The 18,638-nt window shown below is 37.4% G+C and carries 17 protein-coding genes; 14 read left to right on the top strand and 3 right to left on the bottom strand.

Annotated elements, in window-relative coordinates:
* Nucleotides 1–41: 41 nt before the first annotated feature.
* The 6 genes from tssH to ACG59Z_RS10095 are packed head-to-tail and all read left to right on the top strand — an operon-like array spanning nt 42 to nt 7,623.
* Nucleotides 42–2,723: a type VI secretion system ATPase TssH gene (tssH, locus tag ACG59Z_RS10120; RefSeq protein WP_400199125.1), complete on the top strand. Its 2,682-nt coding sequence runs from the start codon at nt 42–44 to the stop codon at nt 2,721–2,723.
* A gap of 21 nt (nt 2,724–2,744) precedes the next feature.
* Nucleotides 2,745–3,842 (top strand): type VI secretion system protein TssA, encoded by a 1,098-nt coding sequence (tssA, locus tag ACG59Z_RS10115; RefSeq protein ID WP_400199123.1) that lies wholly within the window; start codon nt 2,745–2,747, stop codon nt 3,840–3,842.
* Nucleotides 3,843–3,858: 16 nt separating this feature from the next.
* Complete coding sequence (tssK, locus tag ACG59Z_RS10110) at nt 3,859–5,223, top strand: type VI secretion system baseplate subunit TssK (RefSeq protein WP_004702450.1); 1,365 nt, start codon at nt 3,859–3,861, stop codon at nt 5,221–5,223.
* Between the two features lie 17 nt (nt 5,224–5,240).
* On the top strand, nt 5,241–6,047 hold the full coding sequence (icmH, locus tag ACG59Z_RS10105; protein ID WP_191000350.1) for a type IVB secretion system protein IcmH/DotU: 807 nt from the start codon (nt 5,241–5,243) through the stop codon (nt 6,045–6,047).
* A gap of 12 nt (nt 6,048–6,059) precedes the next feature.
* A complete protein-coding gene (locus ACG59Z_RS10100; RefSeq protein ID WP_400199119.1) occupies nt 6,060–6,662 on the top strand; it encodes a hypothetical protein in 603 nt (200 codons plus the stop codon).
* A 7-nt stretch (nt 6,663–6,669) separates the two neighbouring features.
* Nucleotides 6,670–7,623 carry a M15 family metallopeptidase gene (locus ACG59Z_RS10095; protein ID WP_263613413.1) on the top strand — a complete coding sequence of 318 codons (954 nt, stop codon included), beginning with the start codon at nt 6,670–6,672 and terminating at the stop codon, nt 7,621–7,623.
* Between the two features lie 4 nt (nt 7,624–7,627).
* On the opposite strand, the gene ACG59Z_RS10090 is transcribed toward ACG59Z_RS10095, so the two are convergent.
* Nucleotides 7,628–8,479 (bottom strand): LysR family transcriptional regulator, encoded by an 852-nt coding sequence (locus ACG59Z_RS10090; RefSeq protein WP_400199117.1) that lies wholly within the window; start codon nt 8,477–8,479, stop codon nt 7,628–7,630.
* Nucleotides 8,480–8,750: 271 nt separating this feature from the next.
* Here ACG59Z_RS10090 and ACG59Z_RS10085 point away from each other — a divergent pair, with 271 nt between their 5' ends.
* From ACG59Z_RS10085 to ACG59Z_RS10075, 3 genes are all read left to right on the top strand, one after another.
* On the top strand, nt 8,751–9,233 hold the full coding sequence (locus ACG59Z_RS10085; protein WP_396482011.1) for a nucleoside deaminase: 483 nt from the start codon (nt 8,751–8,753) through the stop codon (nt 9,231–9,233).
* The gene (locus ACG59Z_RS10080; RefSeq protein ID WP_400199114.1) at nt 9,233–10,414 is read left to right on the top strand and encodes a cyanate transporter; all 1,182 of its coding nucleotides are present in this window, start codon (nt 9,233–9,235) and stop codon (nt 10,412–10,414) included. The genes ACG59Z_RS10085 and ACG59Z_RS10080 overlap by 1 nt, the downstream gene beginning before the upstream one ends.
* A 130-nt stretch (nt 10,415–10,544) precedes the next feature.
* Nucleotides 10,545–11,702 (top strand): winged helix-turn-helix domain-containing protein, encoded by a 1,158-nt coding sequence (locus ACG59Z_RS10075; RefSeq protein ID WP_400199113.1) that lies wholly within the window; start codon nt 10,545–10,547, stop codon nt 11,700–11,702.
* 67 nt (nt 11,703–11,769) lie between these two features.
* Here ACG59Z_RS10075 and ACG59Z_RS10070 read toward each other — a convergent pair whose 3' ends face one another.
* The gene (locus ACG59Z_RS10070; protein ID WP_400199111.1) at nt 11,770–12,225 is read right to left on the bottom strand and encodes a GNAT family N-acetyltransferase; all 456 of its coding nucleotides are present in this window, start codon (nt 12,223–12,225) and stop codon (nt 11,770–11,772) included.
* A gap of 113 nt (nt 12,226–12,338) precedes the next feature.
* Between ACG59Z_RS10070 and ACG59Z_RS10065 the strand changes: the two genes are divergently transcribed.
* Nucleotides 12,339–13,814, top strand: a complete 1,476-nt coding sequence (locus ACG59Z_RS10065) for a PLP-dependent aminotransferase family protein (RefSeq protein ID WP_400199109.1) — start codon at nt 12,339–12,341, stop codon at nt 13,812–13,814.
* A gap of 304 nt (nt 13,815–14,118) precedes the next feature.
* Here ACG59Z_RS10065 and ACG59Z_RS10060 read toward each other — a convergent pair whose 3' ends face one another.
* Complete coding sequence (locus ACG59Z_RS10060) at nt 14,119–14,778, bottom strand: epoxyqueuosine reductase QueH (protein WP_263614959.1); 660 nt, start codon at nt 14,776–14,778, stop codon at nt 14,119–14,121.
* Between the two features lie 424 nt (nt 14,779–15,202).
* On the opposite strand from ACG59Z_RS10060, the gene ACG59Z_RS10055 reads away from it, so the two are divergent.
* From ACG59Z_RS10055 to ACG59Z_RS10040, 4 genes are all read left to right on the top strand, one after another.
* Nucleotides 15,203–15,490, top strand: coding sequence for a hypothetical protein (locus ACG59Z_RS10055; protein ID WP_263613420.1), 288 nt, complete (start codon nt 15,203–15,205; stop codon nt 15,488–15,490).
* A 208-nt stretch (nt 15,491–15,698) separates the two neighbouring features.
* Nucleotides 15,699–16,151, top strand: coding sequence for a redox-sensitive transcriptional activator SoxR (gene soxR, locus ACG59Z_RS10050; RefSeq protein WP_263613421.1), 453 nt, complete (start codon nt 15,699–15,701; stop codon nt 16,149–16,151).
* Between the two features lie 160 nt (nt 16,152–16,311).
* Nucleotides 16,312–16,746, top strand: a complete 435-nt coding sequence (locus ACG59Z_RS10045; RefSeq protein ID WP_400199108.1) for an I78 family peptidase inhibitor — start codon at nt 16,312–16,314, stop codon at nt 16,744–16,746.
* Nucleotides 16,747–17,240: 494 nt separating this feature from the next.
* The gene (locus ACG59Z_RS10040) at nt 17,241–18,620 is read left to right on the top strand and encodes an L-serine ammonia-lyase (RefSeq protein ID WP_400199107.1); all 1,380 of its coding nucleotides are present in this window, start codon (nt 17,241–17,243) and stop codon (nt 18,618–18,620) included.
* The last annotated feature ends 18 nt before the right edge of the window (nt 18,621–18,638 follow it).

Here is an 18,638-nt window from a genome sequence, read left to right as displayed (position 1 = left end):
TATGATTTTAAGTATTAAATTATTTAAAAATATTGAGAGTAATGATGAGTAGTTTAAAAATTTTAATTACAAAACTTTCTACAGTTGCGCGCACTGCTTTAGAAAAATCAGCTAATGCTTGTGTTCTTCAGCAAAACTACGAAATTGAAATTGAACATTTATTTTTAGAGCTACTTAATCAGCCTTTAGAGAATGATTTAAAAATTTTATTAAAAAAATATAAAATCTCAGCTGATGCTTTGGCAGATGATTTAAAAGAGACAATCTCTCAATTACCAAAAGGGAATACACGTACTCCAATTTTTGCCAAATCAATTGTGCGTTTATTTGAGCAAGCTTGGTTACTGGCTTCAGCAGAACAAAACCCTGTCATTCGTAGTGGTCACTTATTGGTTGCATTATTAACTGCACCAGATTTATATCAAATTGCAACAAGAGCTTCGAGTTTATTTGATCTTTTACCTATAGATTCAATGAAACATAAGTTTCTTGAGATTTGTGAAAAGAGCGTAGAACAACAAGAAGAAACTAAAACCTCTTCACAAGAAGATGAGCTAGAACAAGTCGCTACACCAACTGTAAAAACTCAAAAAACACCAGCTTTAGATCAATATACGATTAATTTAACTGAAAAAGCGAAGAATGGTGGAATTGATCCTGTTATTGGGCGCGAATTTGAAATTCGTTTAATGCTCGATATTTTAATGCGTAGACGCCAAAACAACCCGATTTTAACTGGCGAACCAGGTGTAGGTAAAACAGCTGTAGTTGAAGGGCTAGCTTTAAAAATTGCTCAAGGTTTAGTGCCTGAAGCTTTAAAAAATGTACATTTGCATGTTTTAGATATGGGCCTTTTACAAGCAGGTGCAAGTGTTAAAGGTGAGTTTGAAAACCGTTTAAAACAAGTGATTCAAGAAGTTCAGGCTTCGGCTCATCCTATTATTTTATTTATTGATGAAGCACACACCCTTATTGGTGCAGGTGGCCAAGCAGGGCAAAACGATGCTGCTAACCTTTTAAAACCTGCTCTTGCACGTGGTGAACTACGAACGATTGCTGCAACAACATGGGCTGAATATAAACAGTATTTTGAAAAAGATGCTGCGTTAAGCCGTCGTTTTCAGGTCGTAAAGGTTGAAGAGCCGACCGAAGAAGTTGCTGTTGATATGCTACGTGCAATGATTCCAGTAATGCAGAAGCACTTTAATTTACAAATTGATGATGAAGCAATTATCACAGCTGTACATGCTTCTCATCGCTATATCAGTGGTCGTCAACTCCCGGATAAAGCAGTGAGTGTTCTAGACACTGCGGCAGCACGTGTAGCGTTGACCCAAAATGCACAGCCAGTCAAACTTGATCAATTGAAGGCGCAAGAACATAACTTAAAGCTTGAGCAACAGATTTTGGAAAATGAACATCGTCAGATTCCAATACATCATGAACGATTAGAGAAACTGAAAAATCATTTAGAATCTTTGCAAAATGAGATTCAAGAGACTCAGGAACAATGGCAAAAAGAATTAGAGCTAGTTCGTAAAATCCAGGAATTAGAAGCGCAGAGTCATTCTAATGAGTCTGAAGCCTATGATCAGATTAATTTAATGCGCAAAGACCTTACTGATCTTCAAGGCCAACAGCCATTAGTTTTTGAGCGTGTAAATTCTCAAATTATTAATGAAATTATTTCTGATTGGACCGGTATTCCTGTTGGGAAAATGGTAAATGATGAAATTAAGCAAATCTTAACGCTTGAAGATAAATTGGGCGAGCGTGTAATGGGCCAAGATTATGCACTTACACAATTGGTTCAAGGTATTAAAACATCAAAAGCTAAATTAGAAGATCCGAATAAACCTCAAGGTGTATTCCTTTTAGTTGGACCTAGCGGGGTAGGTAAAACTGAAACTGCAATCACCTTAGCAAATGAGCTGTATGGCGGTGAACAGCATTTAATCACGATTAATATGTCTGAATATCAAGAAGCGCATACGGTATCTTCACTTAAAGGTGCACCTCCAGGATATGTGGGCTATGGTCAAGGTGGTGTGTTAACCGAAGCAGTACGTCGTAATCCTTATAGTGTTGTACTACTCGACGAAATTGAAAAAGCACATAGTGATGTACAAGAGCTGTTCTACCAAGTATTTGATAAAGGTACTTTAGAAGATGGTGAAGGTCGCGTTATTGATTTTAAAAACACGACAATTTTATTAACTTCAAATGCAGGTTCTAGTGCAATTATGCAGGCGTGTTTAAATCAGCCTGTTGAAGAGTGGCCTACAGCAGAAGAATTAATCGAACATTTAAAACCAAGTTTATATAAACAATTTAAACCAGCCTTTTTAGGGCGTATGAGAGTTGTGCCATATTTCCCGTTGCATGACGATTTATTGGTTCGAATTATTAAACATAAATTGGGCAAAATTACCGCTCGAATTGAAAAACAATATGGAACAGAAGTCCAATATTCAGATGACTTGGTCGAGTTGCTACTCAGCCGTTGTACTGAAGTGGATAGTGGCGCCCGTAATGTCGATAACATCTTAAATTCGACAGTTTTACCTGCTTTGGCAACTGAAATTTTAGTGGCGTTAGCAGATCAAAAATTGCCGAAAGTGATCTTGATTGATGCGAAAGATGATGAAATCCAATATTTATTAGATCCGGTGGCGAAGCCCGCTAAAAAACGGACTAGTAAAAAGTTGAAATCAGAAGTTTAAAATTAATAGAGCCAAAATTAGATGAGTATTGATATTTCTGAACTACTTAAACCCATTAATGACAGCTTACTTTGTGGTGAGGATTATTCATTTTCTAATGAATTTCACGAAATAAAGAAAGCAAGAACAGAGGATGATCTACTATTAGATCAGGGGGATTGGGTTGCTGAGCGGAAACAGGCAGATTGGGATTTTGTTGCAAAGAGTGTAAGCACTTTGCTCACAGAAAAAACCAAAGATATCCGTCTATTAACATGGTTAATAGAAGCCTGGACTCATCTAAATGGTTTTGACGGTATGGTAAAGGGTTTAACGTTAACCCATACCATGTTGAACCAATACTGGCAGGATATTCATCCGATTATTGAAGATGATGATTTGGACCAACGCATTGGTTTATTACAAGGTTTAATTAATCAGTTGCCTGGTTTGTTGAAGAAAGTCTCTTTAACTAGCGGAGTGCCTTATTACAATTTGCTTGATTACGATAATTTTCTATATCACGAGAACATTCGTCGTAAGCAAACTGAAGAGTACGACAGCCAATCAGGCCCATCTGAATTGGAACAATTTGATCAAGCGATCTTTAATACGTCTAAAACCTTTCAATATTCAAATTATCAAGAATTTACTTCAGTTTTAACTGAGTGGAATGTCTTAAAACAGACGCTTGATCACTTAATGGGATTAGATGCACCAAGTTTTGCTGCAATTGATTCTGCATTTGAAACAATTCACAGCACTTTACGCAAGATTTATAAAGCAGAGGCTTTTGGTACTGGGCTTGCCCAAACCCAAGAACAGGCCGCTGTGATCACGACTCCATCTATGGAAAATCAAGTGCCTGTACAACAAATCGTATCAGAACAGCCTATGTTTCAGCCTCAAGCACAAACTCACTTGGCTAACCGTGAGCAAGCAATGAAAGTGCTACAAGAAATAGCCGATTATTTTCAGGCCAATGAGCCACATAGTCCTGTGAGTTATATGCTTCAAAAGACTATTAAATGGAGTCAAATGCCATTACATGAATGGTTGGCACAAGTCATTAAAGATGAAAATCCATTACAAATGGTTCAGGAAATGTTAGGTGTACAGCCTAAAAATGAATACGAATAAAGATTGGTAAAGACATATGTTTAAAGCTGAAAAAGTCCTGTGGGGCGAAGGTTTATTTTTAAGACCTCAACATTTCCAAATTCAAGATACTTATCATGAACAACGTTTAAATCACACCGTCCGCGCTGTTGTGCCATTTTCATATGGTGTTCAAAAACTTAGTTTTGATGAAGCACAGCTTAGTACACATATTCTTGCGCTTGAGTCGGTAGAAATGATTTGGCAAGACGGTGAAATATACCAAGCACCGGCTTATGACTTATTACCTGAACCAATTTTGCTTGATGAGCTTAATTTACGTGGTGAGATGGTCATTTATTTGGCATTACCATTATTGCAAGCCAATAAACAAAATTTAATCGATCAAAACCAGTCACAGAAGGGACGTTACCAATCGCATCTTGTGGAGACTCACGATCTTTTCACAAATGCGACAGAAGCTGATATCAGCTTATTACGTCGTCGAGCTGTGTTTAAATTATTAGATGCAAACAGCAATCCTGATCATAATTTGGATGGTTTCCTCTATTTGCCAATAGGTAAAATTAAACGTCAGAGTTCAGGTGCTTTTGAAATTGATCGCAAATTTATTCCACCTATTTTGCATGTCGATGCATCTGAAACATTGGTTTCGAATTTAAAACGAACATTGAATGTTATTAAGGCAAAAATTAAAACTATTCAAACCAACAACCGTGAAAATGAACAGAAATTAATTGAATTCCGTTCAGGTGATATCGTTTCGTTTTGGTTAGTCAATGCTTTGAATACCGCACATGCTGGTCTAAATCATTTCTTGCAATATCCGCAAATTCATCCAGAACGATTGTTTTTTGAATTATTGCGTTTAGCAGGCTCATTATTAACTTTTTCGACAGCTTATGAAGTCGATCAGTTACCTGCATATAAACATCACAATTTGCAAGAAAGCTTTACTCAGCTCGATACCATTTTGCGTGATTTATTAGACACCATTATTTCTAGTCGTTATATCAGTATTGCACTTAAAGAAATTCGACCTTCATATTGGGTGGGAAGTCTTGAGACAGATAAGATTACTCGTGACACTAGACTTTATATAGCTGTATCAAGTAGTGCAATGCAGACTCATGAGTTGATTCAGATCGTACCTCTACGATTTAAAATCGGTAGTACGCTGGATGTTGAGCAGCGTGTGGTTGCAGCATTGCCTGCCATTCCATTACACCACTTAATTCAAGTTCCAACGGCTATTCCGGTACGTTCTGGCGTGAGTTATTTCGAAATCGAACCACATCATGAACTCTATCAGCGCATGTTAGATTCAGAGACGATTTGTATTTACGTTCCAGCTGGCTTCCAAGATATCAGTATTGAGCTGATTGCGGTCATGAACGCTTAAAGATAAAGGAGAGAAAAATGTCACAATCTACAGGTGCTCCTTCTTTATTTGATGACGGGCAAATCGGGACTGGAGGAAACAATAATAGTCAGTCGCAAGCAAAACTTCAGGCGATTAATCTGATCGATTTATTGCACGATGGTTTTTATTTAATCTTTTTGATTCGAAATCAGTATGTACCAGCTGACCCACAGCGGTTTCGTGAAAAAATTTTAGATTTGCTTAATCGATTTGAGCAACAGGCTAAAAAGTTGCAGTTTTCAGCAGATGATATTCATGATGCTAAATATGCATTTTGTGCGCTGCTTGATGAAACAATCGTGACCCAACAAGACCCGAGCTATTTTAATTTGCAAAATGCTTGGTTAATTAGTCCATTGCAATTGAGCTTATTTGGTTCTCAATTGGCGGGTTATCAGTTCTTTGAAATATTAGAACAGTTGAGAAGCCGTGGAAAAGATCGTTTAGCGGCTCTTGAAGTATTTCATTACTGCCTATTATTAGGTTTTCAAGGTAAATATCGAATTGAATCTATTGAAAGCCTGAATCATTTGGTTGCGCGAGTAGGTGACGAAATTGATTATTTAAAAGGTAAAAAAGTTGCTTTTTCGCCATTCTCGGCAATTCCCGATCAGATACGAAATATTATTCATCGCGAATTACCTTTTTTCTGGATTTTGATTTTCTTGTTGATTTTTGCATTGCTTACCTTCGCGGGTCTAAGATTTATGCTCAATAATCAAAATGATAAAGCATTATCTAGCTATCAAAATGTGATTTCTGCCCCACAAGAGCAGGCACATATTACAATTTATTTACCTTGATGATGGAACGAAATGGCTCAGGAAAAACCAACTTCTATTCGAGTTTTGCAATCGAATAAAAAAAAGTCGAGATCACCAGTAATCTATATCATCATTGGTATTATTGCCGGGGTGTTTGTAAGCATCTCACTGTTCCTGTTCTTGTCTCAACCGTATTCGTCAGATCCTACAACTGTTGAGAATAAGTCAAATCAAGATCAGGAACATGATCAAGTATTAATGACGAACTCCTCTGCACATGGGCAAGTTGCAGCTGATCAGCAAGAGCAAGCAGATCCAATGAGCCATGATGGTTTTGAGCAGCCTAAAGAAAATGAACTGAGTGGTATTTTTAAACCTGCTCCTCATAAAAATGCCGCTCCAGCAACTCAGCAACGTGTTTCACCTTTTGATGCCCAGCTAACGGGGGAACGGGTAGCACCTAAGCAACAAGTTGTGGCTAAACCCACTCACCCCATACAGCCAGCTCAGCAAAAACCTATCGCTCAACCTAAGGTGGTTCAAGCTAAACCTGTGGAAGCTAAGAAAGCTCCAGCTGAGCCAGAAGCTGAGGTGGAAGCACCAAAAGCATCGGTTGATATCAAAGTGACTCGCAGTCCGTTTGCGGTGAATTAGTAAATTCATGATGATTTTTCTAATTTTCTTTTGTTTTGCCTGCCTTGCTATAGGGCTGGCTTTTTTAATGTCTTATGAACTCAGAAGTAAGGGTAGAACATTTGTCCTATCGTTATTACCTCAGGGACGTCGGCAACTGAATCAGGTTAGGCAATTTGCCCAAACTATGAATCAGGCAGCCGCACCTGAAAAATTACAATCTCATTGGCATTTGCAACAATGGTGGATTGTAATTGCAGGATTTTTCTTATTTGCCAGTATTTTAGTTTTTGCCTTTACTCGCCCGATTAGCTCAACTCGGATTGAAGCCGAATATTTGAAAAAAACTGACCCGCAAATTTACGCGTTATTAAATGGAGAAATCTTATCACCACCACCTGAAGTTGATGAAGGTCTGATTGAAGCGGCAATTGTTGAAGCGACGCAATTAGAGCAGCAGTATGCTTCTCAAGACAGTGGTGCGATTAATTCTTCACCTATTGATAAAGCAAGTTTTGATGGCCGTTCAATTTTAGATACCAATATGGTCAATCGTAAGTGGGACAAAATGAATCCACGCTATAAGCAGCGTTTGCTTATGGTCTTTAAGATTATGAAAGAGCAATATGGTTATGAGCTTGTTTTGCTTGAAGGTTATCGTAGTCCAGGACGCCAGAATATGTTGGCAGGCAACCCGAATACAACCAAGGCAAAAGGGTATCAAAGTTATCATCAGTTTGGTTTAGCGGCGGATGTAGCATTTAAACGAAATGGTAAAGTTGTTATTTCTGAACGTGATCCATGGGCTATGCAGGGTTATCGACTGTATGGGCAAGTTGCAGAGTCAGTTGGACTGACGTGGGGTGGTCGCTGGAAATCTATACAAGACTATGGTCATACGGAGTATAGAATGCCAGGTCTGAAGAAAACTCAGGAAATGGCGGAAAAATTAATTGCTGAAAGCTTAAATGAAATAAGTTAAAAGCTTAAGAGAGTGATCGGAAACGATCGTGCAATACAGTAGTCATCTTATCAGCAAGCTGGGAAATCAACCCAGCTTTTTCCCATGTGTAAATTGAAACTACCATAGGTGAAGCTTCGCCTAACGACCTATATTTACGTACACGACGTCCTTTAGTGGTACTTACAGGAAGTAATGATATTCCCAAACCTGTTTCAACACTCACTAAAACACTTTCTAAACTACTGCCTGTAAAAGCAATATACCAACGACGCCGTTCGCGTTCTAAGGTTTCAAACATTTCGTCTCGATAAAGTCCTCCTTGGGGGAAAGTCACTAAACGAATTGGATCGGACATGGGTGTAGTTGTATTTTTACTTTCAAACCATGCCATTTCTTCTGGAAAAGATGCATAACAATCAGCACTTGCAGCTGGTTCTTTTACAATAATAATATCCAGCTCACCATTTCGATAACGCTCTGTTAGGTTACGGCTTAGGCCAGAAGTAACATCTAAGCGAATAGACCGATGGGCTTGTGCGAACATGCCGAAAATTTCAGCCATAGCGGTACTCATCATATCTTCTGGTAAGCCAATCCGAATAGGAATACTACCTGCTGGATCTTTTAAAACAGCTTCTGCTTCTTGTTGAAGTGTCAAAATCCTTTGAGCATAACCAATTAAATATTCACCTGAGGCAGTCAATTGTAAAGGTCGTGATGTTCGATCAATAAGTGAATGGCCAACAGATTCTTCAAGACGTGCCAACTGCTGACTAATCGTTGATTGTGTCAGGTGTAACTTATCAGCAGCGGCTGTAAAACTGCCACTTTCGAAAATAGTCACAAATGCACGAAGAAGACGAGGGTCAAACATAAGAATTATCACCAACTAGGCAAAGAACGGAATGCTTAAGTATTTATAATCTTAATACAATCGATTAAATAATTTAATTTCCAAATACTTTTAAGGGCACTTATTCTAGTTACAAATTGTTCTGCTCTTAAAGTTTACTTAGAGTTTTTCATAAGTAAATTTCTTATATGGATCAATCTGATCGTTGCTACAGCATGCATGTTGAAGCGAATACCGTGAAATTGAAAAAGTTACTTCTTTTAGCAGGCGCAAACTAGGTTGAGGATAACGGATGAAAGAAAATCAAATGTTTTTACGCCAAGCCATTGAACTTGCTTATCACAATATTGAAAAGGGTGGCAGGCCATTTGGCGCAGTGATTGTAAAAGATGGCCAAGTGATTGCTTCGGGTGTAAATCAAATTTTGATAACCAATGATCCAACGGCTCATGCTGAATTACTTGCAATTCGTGCAGCTAGTCAAGTTTTAGGATCTGCAAACTTAGAAGGCTGCTCTGTGTATGCAAGTGGACATCCATGCCCAATGTGTATGGCTGCAATGCGTTTAGCAGGTATCAAAGCAGTTCACTATGCGTATTCTAATGAAGACGGAACACCCTTTGGTTTATCTACAGCTGAAATATATGCTGATCTTGCAAAACCATTTGCTGAGCAGACTATGAAAATTGAATATGTACCCGTTCGATTTGAAGATCGTACCGATCTTTATGTACTTTGGCAAAATTATCAAACCAATAAGTCAGGCTCAGAGTAATGAAGCAGTCTGGAGCTTTCTTGGCTAGGCCCATGCTCATCGTAACAGTCGCTTTGGTTGGACTTAATTTAAGACCTTTTATGACGAGTATTGGTCCATTAGTCTCCAGTATTCGGGCAGGAACTGGATTAAGTCTACAAGGAATAGCTTTACTCACTTTATTACCCATGATGTTGATGGGCGTTATTGCCTTTGTTGGTCCAATCGTACAGAGCGTGGTTGGGGAACGTAGCGTTGTTTTGGGCTCCTTACTGACTATTTGTATTGGATGCGGACTAAGATTTTTATTTCCTACTGCTGAGGGTTTAATTACCAGTGCAGTCGTGATTGGTTTAGGCGTCGCGCTGATACAAGCAGCTTTTCCTGGCATTATCAAAAGAGAGTTCAGCCAATATATTGGACCGATGATGGGCCTTTATTCAGCCATGCTTATGGGCGGTGGTGCACTAGGAGCATGGTTAGCGCCTGTGGTCTCCAATATAACGGGGTTATGGTCTGTTGGACTGGCTTTCTTTGCTATACCAGCTGTATTGGCATTAATCTCAACATTTATTTTTTTACCCTCTATCGTAATTTCAAATGCACCTCCAGCACCTGTCAAGAGGCTGCTTAAGAAACCTAGAACATGGTTATTAATGCTGTGTTTTGGGCTCGTTAATGGTGGTTATTCCTCGGTTGTTGCTTGGTTAGCACCTTCATTTCAAGATCATGGTTGGAGTAGTGGACAAAGTGGAAAATTGCTCGCTTTACTTGCTTTAAGCCAAGCAGCATCGGCACTAATTTTGCCTATTTTAGCTAGAGACTATAAAGATCGTCGTCCATGGCTATGGTTTACTCTATTCATGCAATTTGCTGGGTTTTCTGGACTTGCATTTGTGCCTGAACTTGCCTCTATTTTATGGGCAATTTGTTTAGGCGTTGGCTTGGGAGGCTGTTTTGCTTTAACACTCATTGTTGCGCTTGACCATTTTGAAGAGCCTAGCAATGCAGGGGCTTTATCTGCACTCATGCAAGGTGGTGGTTTTTTACTTGCGGCAATACCACCTTGGTTCGTAGCGGCATTACATGATTTTACGGGTGCTTATAAAGCGGGATGGATTTTTCATTTATGTTGTGTGATGCTCGTGATGGCTTTAGTGGTAAGGCTGGCACCTAAAAGTTATCGCAAAATTCGCCTATAAAATATGATGTGATTTGAGAATATGACCTATCTAAAGAAATACGATTTGCATGCAAAGAACATTAAGGAATAATGATAGGATGATACTTAAATTTTTAGATTTTAAATGAATACAACAATATTTGATTTTTATGACGTCTTCTTTGAAAAAAATTGCCTTACTTAAACAAGGCTTAGGAAAAAATAGTCCATTTGCGACAGGGGTAGATGGAACTTTACAAGCGATTGAACATTTAGGATATGTGCAGATTGATACCATCTCTGTCGTTGAACGTGCTCATCACCATATATTGTGGAGCCGAGTGCCTGAGTACGATTTAAGTCATTTAAACAGTTTGGTTCGTGAACGTCAGATTTTTGAATATTGGTACCATGCGGCGTCTTATCTTCCTATGAAAGATTATCGCTATGCTTTACCTGCCATGATGTCGGTTAAGAATGGGGAAAGCCGATATTTTAATAGAGGTGATCAACACCTGATGAATGAAATATTGGCGCGTGTTCGTGCCGAAGGTAAAATTCGACTACGTGATATCGACAAGAAAAATAAAAAAAGTTTAGGGAATTGGTGGAATACAGGTCCGGGTCGCCGTGCTTTTGAGCAGTTATATATGCAGGGTGATCTGATGATTTGTGAGCGTAACGGCATGGAAAAAGTCTATGATTTGACTGAGCGTTGCTTGCCTGAAAATATTGATTTAAGAATACCAACGCTTTACGAATATGCGCAGTATTTATTTAATAACACGCTTCGAGCACATGGGGCTTTCACATGGAAGCAATTAGTTCATTTAAAGAAAAATGATTTAAAAGAAACTATGCGTATTGTGCTAAAAGAGCAGGTTGATGCTGGTGTTGTATCAGCGGTGAAACTTGCCGACGGCCAAACTTTATATGTGGATGTAGCTGCAACAGAACAAAAAGTGGAGACTGATTTTGGTTTAAAAATACTTTCGCCTTTTGATAACTCGCTTATTCATCGTGACCGCTTAACTTCTTTATTTGAGTTTGATTATCGAATCGAATGCTATGTGCCAGCAGCCAAACGGGTATATGGTTATTTTTGTTTACCTATTCTTTATCAAGATGAGTTGGTCGGCCGAATCGACTGTAAAGCACACCGGAGTGTGAAAGAGTTAGAGGTAATTAGCTTACATTTAGAAAAAATAGTGAAAGATAAAGAGCATTTCTTTTTCGAGTTAGATCAAGAGCTCAAACGTTTCGCAGCATTTAACCAATGTTTAACTGTGAATGACAAGGTAAGTAAGCTTATTCGCAGCAAGAAGTAAATAATTACTATTCTAGGGTTAAAAATAAAACACCAAAAGAATTAAAGCTTTTGGTGTTTTTACTTTTTTAGGTTAAAGACATACGGTATTCAATAACACCTGGTTTTTGTGCAATCCAGTCATAGAGTTTTTGAGCTGTATGATTGGTCTCTTGTGTATGCCAGTATAAACGGTTGCAGTTTTGTTCAATGGCTTGTTTCTGAACATATTCGATAAGTTGCTTACCAATGTGTTGTCCACGGGCTTCAGGTGAAACATAAAGGTCTTCTAAATAGCAGTAATTATTCTCTGCCCATGTTGAACGATGAATAACATAATGCACAATTCCTAAAATATGTTCATCTTGTTTAGCAACAGCACAATACATAGGTTCTTTTGCATCGAAAAAACGATCCCAAGTTATTTTTGTAACATGCGGAGGCAAACTAACTTGGTAAAAATTTTGATAGGCAAGCCAATATTTTTCCCATTGTGCATAGTCTTGTGGCTGAACAGGGACAATTTGAATATCTTGATTTTGCATAAAAAGTACACTCTATTTTTAAAGTAATGGAAAATTGAGAACTAAAGTGTAGTTTTGAAAGTGGTATTTTTATAAGGTACACTTTTTATATTTTTTACAGTACCAGTTTTGTTATGGCTGTTCCAATTTCTGCGCCTTTTCCTCATTTGATTTTGCCAAAAGGCCAGATTAAAGATGGGCTATATTCAGCTTTACGTGATGCTATTTTAGATGGAAGACTCACCGCTGGAACAAAATTACCCTCAAGCCGTGCTTTAGCAGAGATGATGTCGATTTCACGAAATTCCGTATTGGCGGCTCTTGAACGTTTGCTCGATGAAGGATATTTATTTACTAAACCGAGTTCAGGGACTTACGTTGCTGAAGTTGTACCAGATCAACTCATACATATCCAAGAAAGTCCCAAAAAAGCGACTACAAGTAAACCTCATGCCTTAAATATAAATCCGAATATAGAAGCATTATTGGCTTCATGGCGAGAGCAGTCATGGTCAAGCCAAAAGAAAAAAATGTTCCATGTAGGGGTAGGCTGCGTAGATTTATTCCCTCATCAGCTTTGGGGAAAACTATTAACTCAAGCTTGGCGACAATCTTATTATCAACTAGGTCAGTTTCACGACCCGCGTGGTTATTTACCACTGCGTCAGGCGATTTGCGAATATGTTCGGTCAACCCGAGGGCTGAACTGTAATGAACAGCAAATCATTATTGTAAACGGGACTCAGCAGGCTATTCATTTGACTGCCTATGCGTTACTTCAAGCAAATGATGAAGTGTGCCTAGATGAGCCGGGATATGATGCAGCCTTTAATATTTTTCGAAGTTTTGGAGCTCAGGTCAATTTAATCGAGAGTGATGAAGAGGGCATGCAAATCGCACACATTACTAATCATTATTTAAAAAGCAAACTTGTTTATACCGCACCTTCGCATCAGTTTCCTTTAGGTGGAACTTTGAGTTTGGCTCGCCGTTTTGCTTTATTAGATTGGGCGAACAAAGAGGAAAAATGGATTTTTGAAGATGATTATAATAGTGAATTTCGCTATGGCACTCACCCTATCCAAGCTCTACAAGGCTTAGATCAACAGCAACGTGTTATTTACTCTGGTACTTTTACCAAGATGATGTTTCCTGAATTTCGCTTAGGGTTCATGGTGGTACCTGAAGCATTAATCGAAACCTTTAGTGCTGCTAAATACTATACAGACGTGCGAAATTCATACTTAGAACAGGTTGCTTTAGCTCTATTTATAGAACAAGGTCACTATGCTAGGCATGTGCGTAAAGTGCGCAAAGCATGCTATGAGCGTCAGCAGGTATTAATTAAAGCGATTAATGAGCACCTTTCAGACATACTTGATGTTCAGCCCACAGACTCAGGCATTCATCTTATATGCTGGTTAAAAGGCGCATGGACTGAGCAAAAGTTTATTGCTCATTGTTCGGCTTTGGATTTAGCGATTCAGCCTTTGGCTCGATATTGTCAACTTGCGCCGAAAAAAGCTGCTGTTTTGTTAGGCTATGCTGCCCATCAACCTGAGGAAATTATAGAAAATATTAAGAAACTCGCTTTTAGCCTCAAAAAGTAAATAGTTAAATTTTTCAGTCTTATATATGCAATATAGGCTAATTTTATTTTTAATGTATCGTGTAAAATATTTAGTGGAATTTAATAGTTTTATGAAAATTAATTAAAGTTAAAAAATATTTTAAATTTAAAAATTTATTAATATTATTTTAAGCTAGCTTAATTATTCTAAAAACATCAAAGCTCGTCTAAGTACACCTTTTAGCCACATTCTCCAGATGTGGCTCTTTTTATTTAAGGTTAAAAAATTAGAAAACGAAATAAATATAATTAAATATTTATTTTTAAATAGCTATAGGGATTTTTTAATCTTCTTCCATAGCATTACTATAAAATTTAACACCAAGTTTAATTCGATCTCGGCCATTACTCATGCGCCAGCGATTTGTATCACGTAAAGAATATACACAACCACAATATTCTTGCTGATAAAATTCTTCACGTTTACTAATTTCGATCATACGGCTAGAGCCACCATTTTTACGCCAGTTATAGTCCCAGTACTGGATTTCAGGATAGTGTGCAGCAGCACGAATCCCGCAATCGTTGATTTGAGCCATATTTTTCCATCGTGAAATTCCTAAAGAACTACTGATTAAACTAAACCCATGTTCATAAGCATATAAAGCAGTACGTTCAAAACGCATATCAAAACACATGGTACAGCGAATACCACGTTCAGGTTCATTTTCCATACCTTTCGCACGGGCAAACCAATTGTCTGTGTCGTAATCTGCATCAATAAATGGAATATTATGTTTTTCAGCAAAGCGGATATTTTCCTCTTTGCGAATGAGATATTCTTTCACTGGATGGATATTGGGATTATAAAAGAATATAGAAAAGTTTATATTGGACTCAATTAATGCCTCCATTACTTCTCCAGAGCAGGGAGCACAACATGAATGGAGTAATAATTTATTATGTCCTAATGGCAGTTCAAGTTTTTGTCTTTGAGTAGTCATCATAGAAAATTAAGATATATTTTTATGTATTTTAAGTTGTTTAAATCAATATTGAAATGAATTTTTTTCAATTTAAGATGAAAATATTTAATTATTAATTTTATTATATTAACTCAGATATAAATTAATCTATATTTTTATTTTATGAAATAATAAACACATTATATTTATGCAATATTATAAAAGTTAATTTGATGTGTCAAAAAGCTCAATTAGATAGAAAAGGGTGATGGTTTTATGGTTTTGTAACTATTTGTCTTTTATATATTTATTTTTTATATTTTGATCTTGGATTAGTGTGATAGATGTCACAAATAAGTATTATTTTTTAAATTTAAATATTTTTTTAGATTTATATTTTTATTAAATTTATACTAAAACAGTTATTCTACTTTTTTAATTTGAGTATGTGATATTTTAAGATATGGACGATTGGCAATGTAAGTATTGTAATGGTTACATTATGGTTAATCATTCAAAGATAGAGGTAGGGGAAAAAGTTTACTTTTTGGTGTATAAATTCGACGCAAAAAATGAAAGAAAAAAACTATATAAAAAAGGAACAGTGATCGCGCGCTGCGATAATATTTTACATATCGAATCAAGAAAAAAGACATATAAAATAGAAGAGGCTAAAGTCTATCCACTTGGTGCGCCCATGCCGTTTGTTTACAATATGTTTTGGATTTGTGGCTGTGAAACTAGACCCTAGTATTTTGTTTATGAAATCTGAAATGCAGTATTAATTTAAGTGGTTTGATTATTTTTTATACATTTTGTGGGATCATATTTTTAATTCTTCTCATTGTTTAAAATTTCTATAAATAGTGTGAGCTGTTGAATTGTTAAATTTAGCTCTTCATTTGACAAAGTTTAAGCATCCTTTTATAAAACCTCAACAAAAGTTATGGTTAATAGAAATGACTGAAACGAATCAAAGCCGTTTGTTGACTGTAGGTGAGGTTGCAAAACGTAGTGGTGTTGCAGTTTCAACGCTTCATTTTTATGAATCCAAAGGTTTAATTAAAAGTATAAGAACCAATGGTAACCAACGTCGTTTTACTTTAGTTGTGCTGCGTTATATTGCGATCATTAAAATTGCGCAAAAGGTTGGTATTCCATTAGAGGAAATTAAACAAGCTTTAAGCAAGTACCCAATGGGATCTAAATTAACTGCGCAGCAATGGAAAGAGTTATCTCTCGACTGGCGGAAAAATTTGGATGATCGTATTCAAAAGCTTACGCGGCTGCGAGATGAGATGGATTGGTGTATTGGCTGTGGATGCTTGTCATTAGAACAATGTCCTTTAAGAAACCCAGATGATGTATTGGGACAAGAAGGCGTTGGAGCACGTATTTTAGAAAGGTCGTAGCTCATACATCTGTTGCTTGATCTTGTTCATCATAATTTACCGCTTGGAATAATTCATTATTTTGTAAGTTACTCTCTATGAAGGTTTTTTATTGTAAACAACGCATATAAAACATGAGTTTTTTTGATATCTTTAGCTTTTTTAGTAAGAAGTAAAATTTATGAAAAAAACTATCTTTCTTGGATTAGCGCTTGTTTCGTTAACGGCTTGCTCAGCAGTACAACATAAAGAGTCAACTCCACCAAAAATTGGTTCACCAAATCCAGCAAGCAAATATTGTGTTGAGCAAGGTGGAAAATTAGAAATTAGAAATGAAGCAAATGGTCAGGTTGGGTATTGTCATTTGCCAAATGGTCAAGTGGTCGAAGAGTGGAAATTATTCCGCGATAACCAAGCTAACTGTGTAGCTGAAGAAGCTCAAAAATTAGTTGGTCAGTCTGGCTTAACTGATGACCAAATCAAACAAAAAACCAAGTCAGAAATTGTACGTAGAGTCGCTCCAGGTCAGCCAATGACAATGGATTATCGTACAAACCGTGTCACTGTTACCATTGATCCATCGACTAAAAAAATTACCAACGCGAACTGTGGTTAATTTTTTAATTAAAAATTGATTTAAGACCGAACAAGAAAGCCTGTCAAAAGATGGGCTTTTATTATTTTATTTCACTTACACAAAAAAAAAGCCCCTAGCGGACTAGAGGCAGAAAAACTTCAGATGCAAGAACAGGTGAATTATGCATCTGAGTTAAGTAGGTTGTATCAAACCATGTAAAGCACTTTACCAGTAAAAATGAGCAGAAATAGGGATGTGCGACTAATGGCTAATATTTTCTGTTTGTTATTTATACGAGCTGATGTACTAAATTAATTTAAGAATCATTTTAAACATCTACTAAAAAATAGAAGTCTTAAAATTTATGACTATGGACTCATGAGCTTAGGGCCATTGTTCAACCGTTGTCTTTTTGTGCGACTACCCAAGAGTTATTCGTGATTTGTGCTTGGCTTAATGATAATTTTAGAGCTATCCGCAAGGACACAATAATGACGAACATACGAATAATAATGAATCTAAGGTAGGACCCAGTGTTTATTAGTGTATTTGATCTTTTTAAAATTGGCATCGGTCCATCTAGCTCCCATACAGTTGGACCCATGCGAGCGGCATACAGTTTTGTGGATGATTTATTGAAGCAAAACGATTTACAAGCAACGGTTAAAGTTCAGGTGAATTTATATGGTTCGCTGTCGGCAACTGGTGTCGGTCATGCGACAGACAAGGCGGTTCTGTTAGGTTTAATGGGTTTTGACCCTGAACATATCGATACCCAAGTAAGTACAAGCTTGATTGAAGATGTTCTTGAAAATAAATCCATCCAGCTTAATCAGCAAAAGACTATTTCTTTTGACTATAAGCATGATGTGCTTTTTTTAGATGAATCTTTGCCTTATCACCCCAATGCAATGGAGTTAATTGCCTATAATGAGGCTCAAGAAATTTTATATGCAGAAACTTACTATTCGGTTGGTGGTGGCTTTATTGTTAGCCAAAGACAATTAGCACACACCCAAACTGAAACCAACGACGTTAAAGTTCCATATCCATTTCACAGTGCGGCTGAACTTTTAAGCTTATGTAAGACTCATCATTTATCGGTGAGTGAGTTAATGCTTGAAAATGAAAAAAGCTGGCGTAGTGAAACTGAGATTCGCAGCAAGATTATGGAAATCTGGAAAGTGATGCAGCAATGTATTCACAATGGATTAATTAATGAAGGAATATTACCGGGCGGATTAAACGTAAAACGTCGGGCTAAAAAAATTCACGACAAGTTATTAAATAAGAAAAACTCAAACCTGATTGTGACGACTTTCCATGCGATGGAATGGGTCAATTTATTTGCCTTAGCGGTAAATGAAGAAAATGCTGCTGGCGGTCGAGTGGTGACGGCACCCACAAATGGGGCCGCAGGGATTATTCCGGCAGTTTTATATTACTACGTAACTTTTTCTAAAGACTTTTCCGAAGACAAAGTAGTTCGCTTTTTTCTAAGTGCGGCAGCCGTCGGCATTTTATGTAAACTTAATGCTTCTATTTCTGGTGCAGAGGTAGGGTGTCAGGGCGAAGTCGGCTCAGCATGTGCAATGGCTTCGGCAGGGTTAGCCGAGATTTTAGGAGCATCGCCTGAACAGGTGGAACATGCGGCTGAAATTGGGCTTGAACATAACTTGGGTTTAACATGTGACCCGATTGGTGGTTTGGTTCAGGTGCCTTGTATTGAACGAAATGCAATTGCAGCCGTAAAAGCCATTAATGCAGCCCAAATGGCTCTTCATGATGACGATGAACACTTTGTCACACTAGATAAAGTCATTCAGACTATGAAGGAAACAGGTAAAGATATGTCTGAGAAATATAAAGAGACTTCAAAAGGTGGTCTCGCTGTTAACGCAATTGAGTGCTAAAAAAAGAGATGGGGCCGA

Source organism: Acinetobacter sp. ABJ_C1_1, assembly GCF_044684115.1.
GTDB classification, from domain to species: domain Bacteria; phylum Pseudomonadota; class Gammaproteobacteria; order Pseudomonadales; family Moraxellaceae; genus Acinetobacter; species Acinetobacter nosocomialis_A.
The sequence above is the reverse complement of the archived record's forward strand: the minus strand, read 5'-3'. Positions and strand labels throughout refer to the sequence as shown.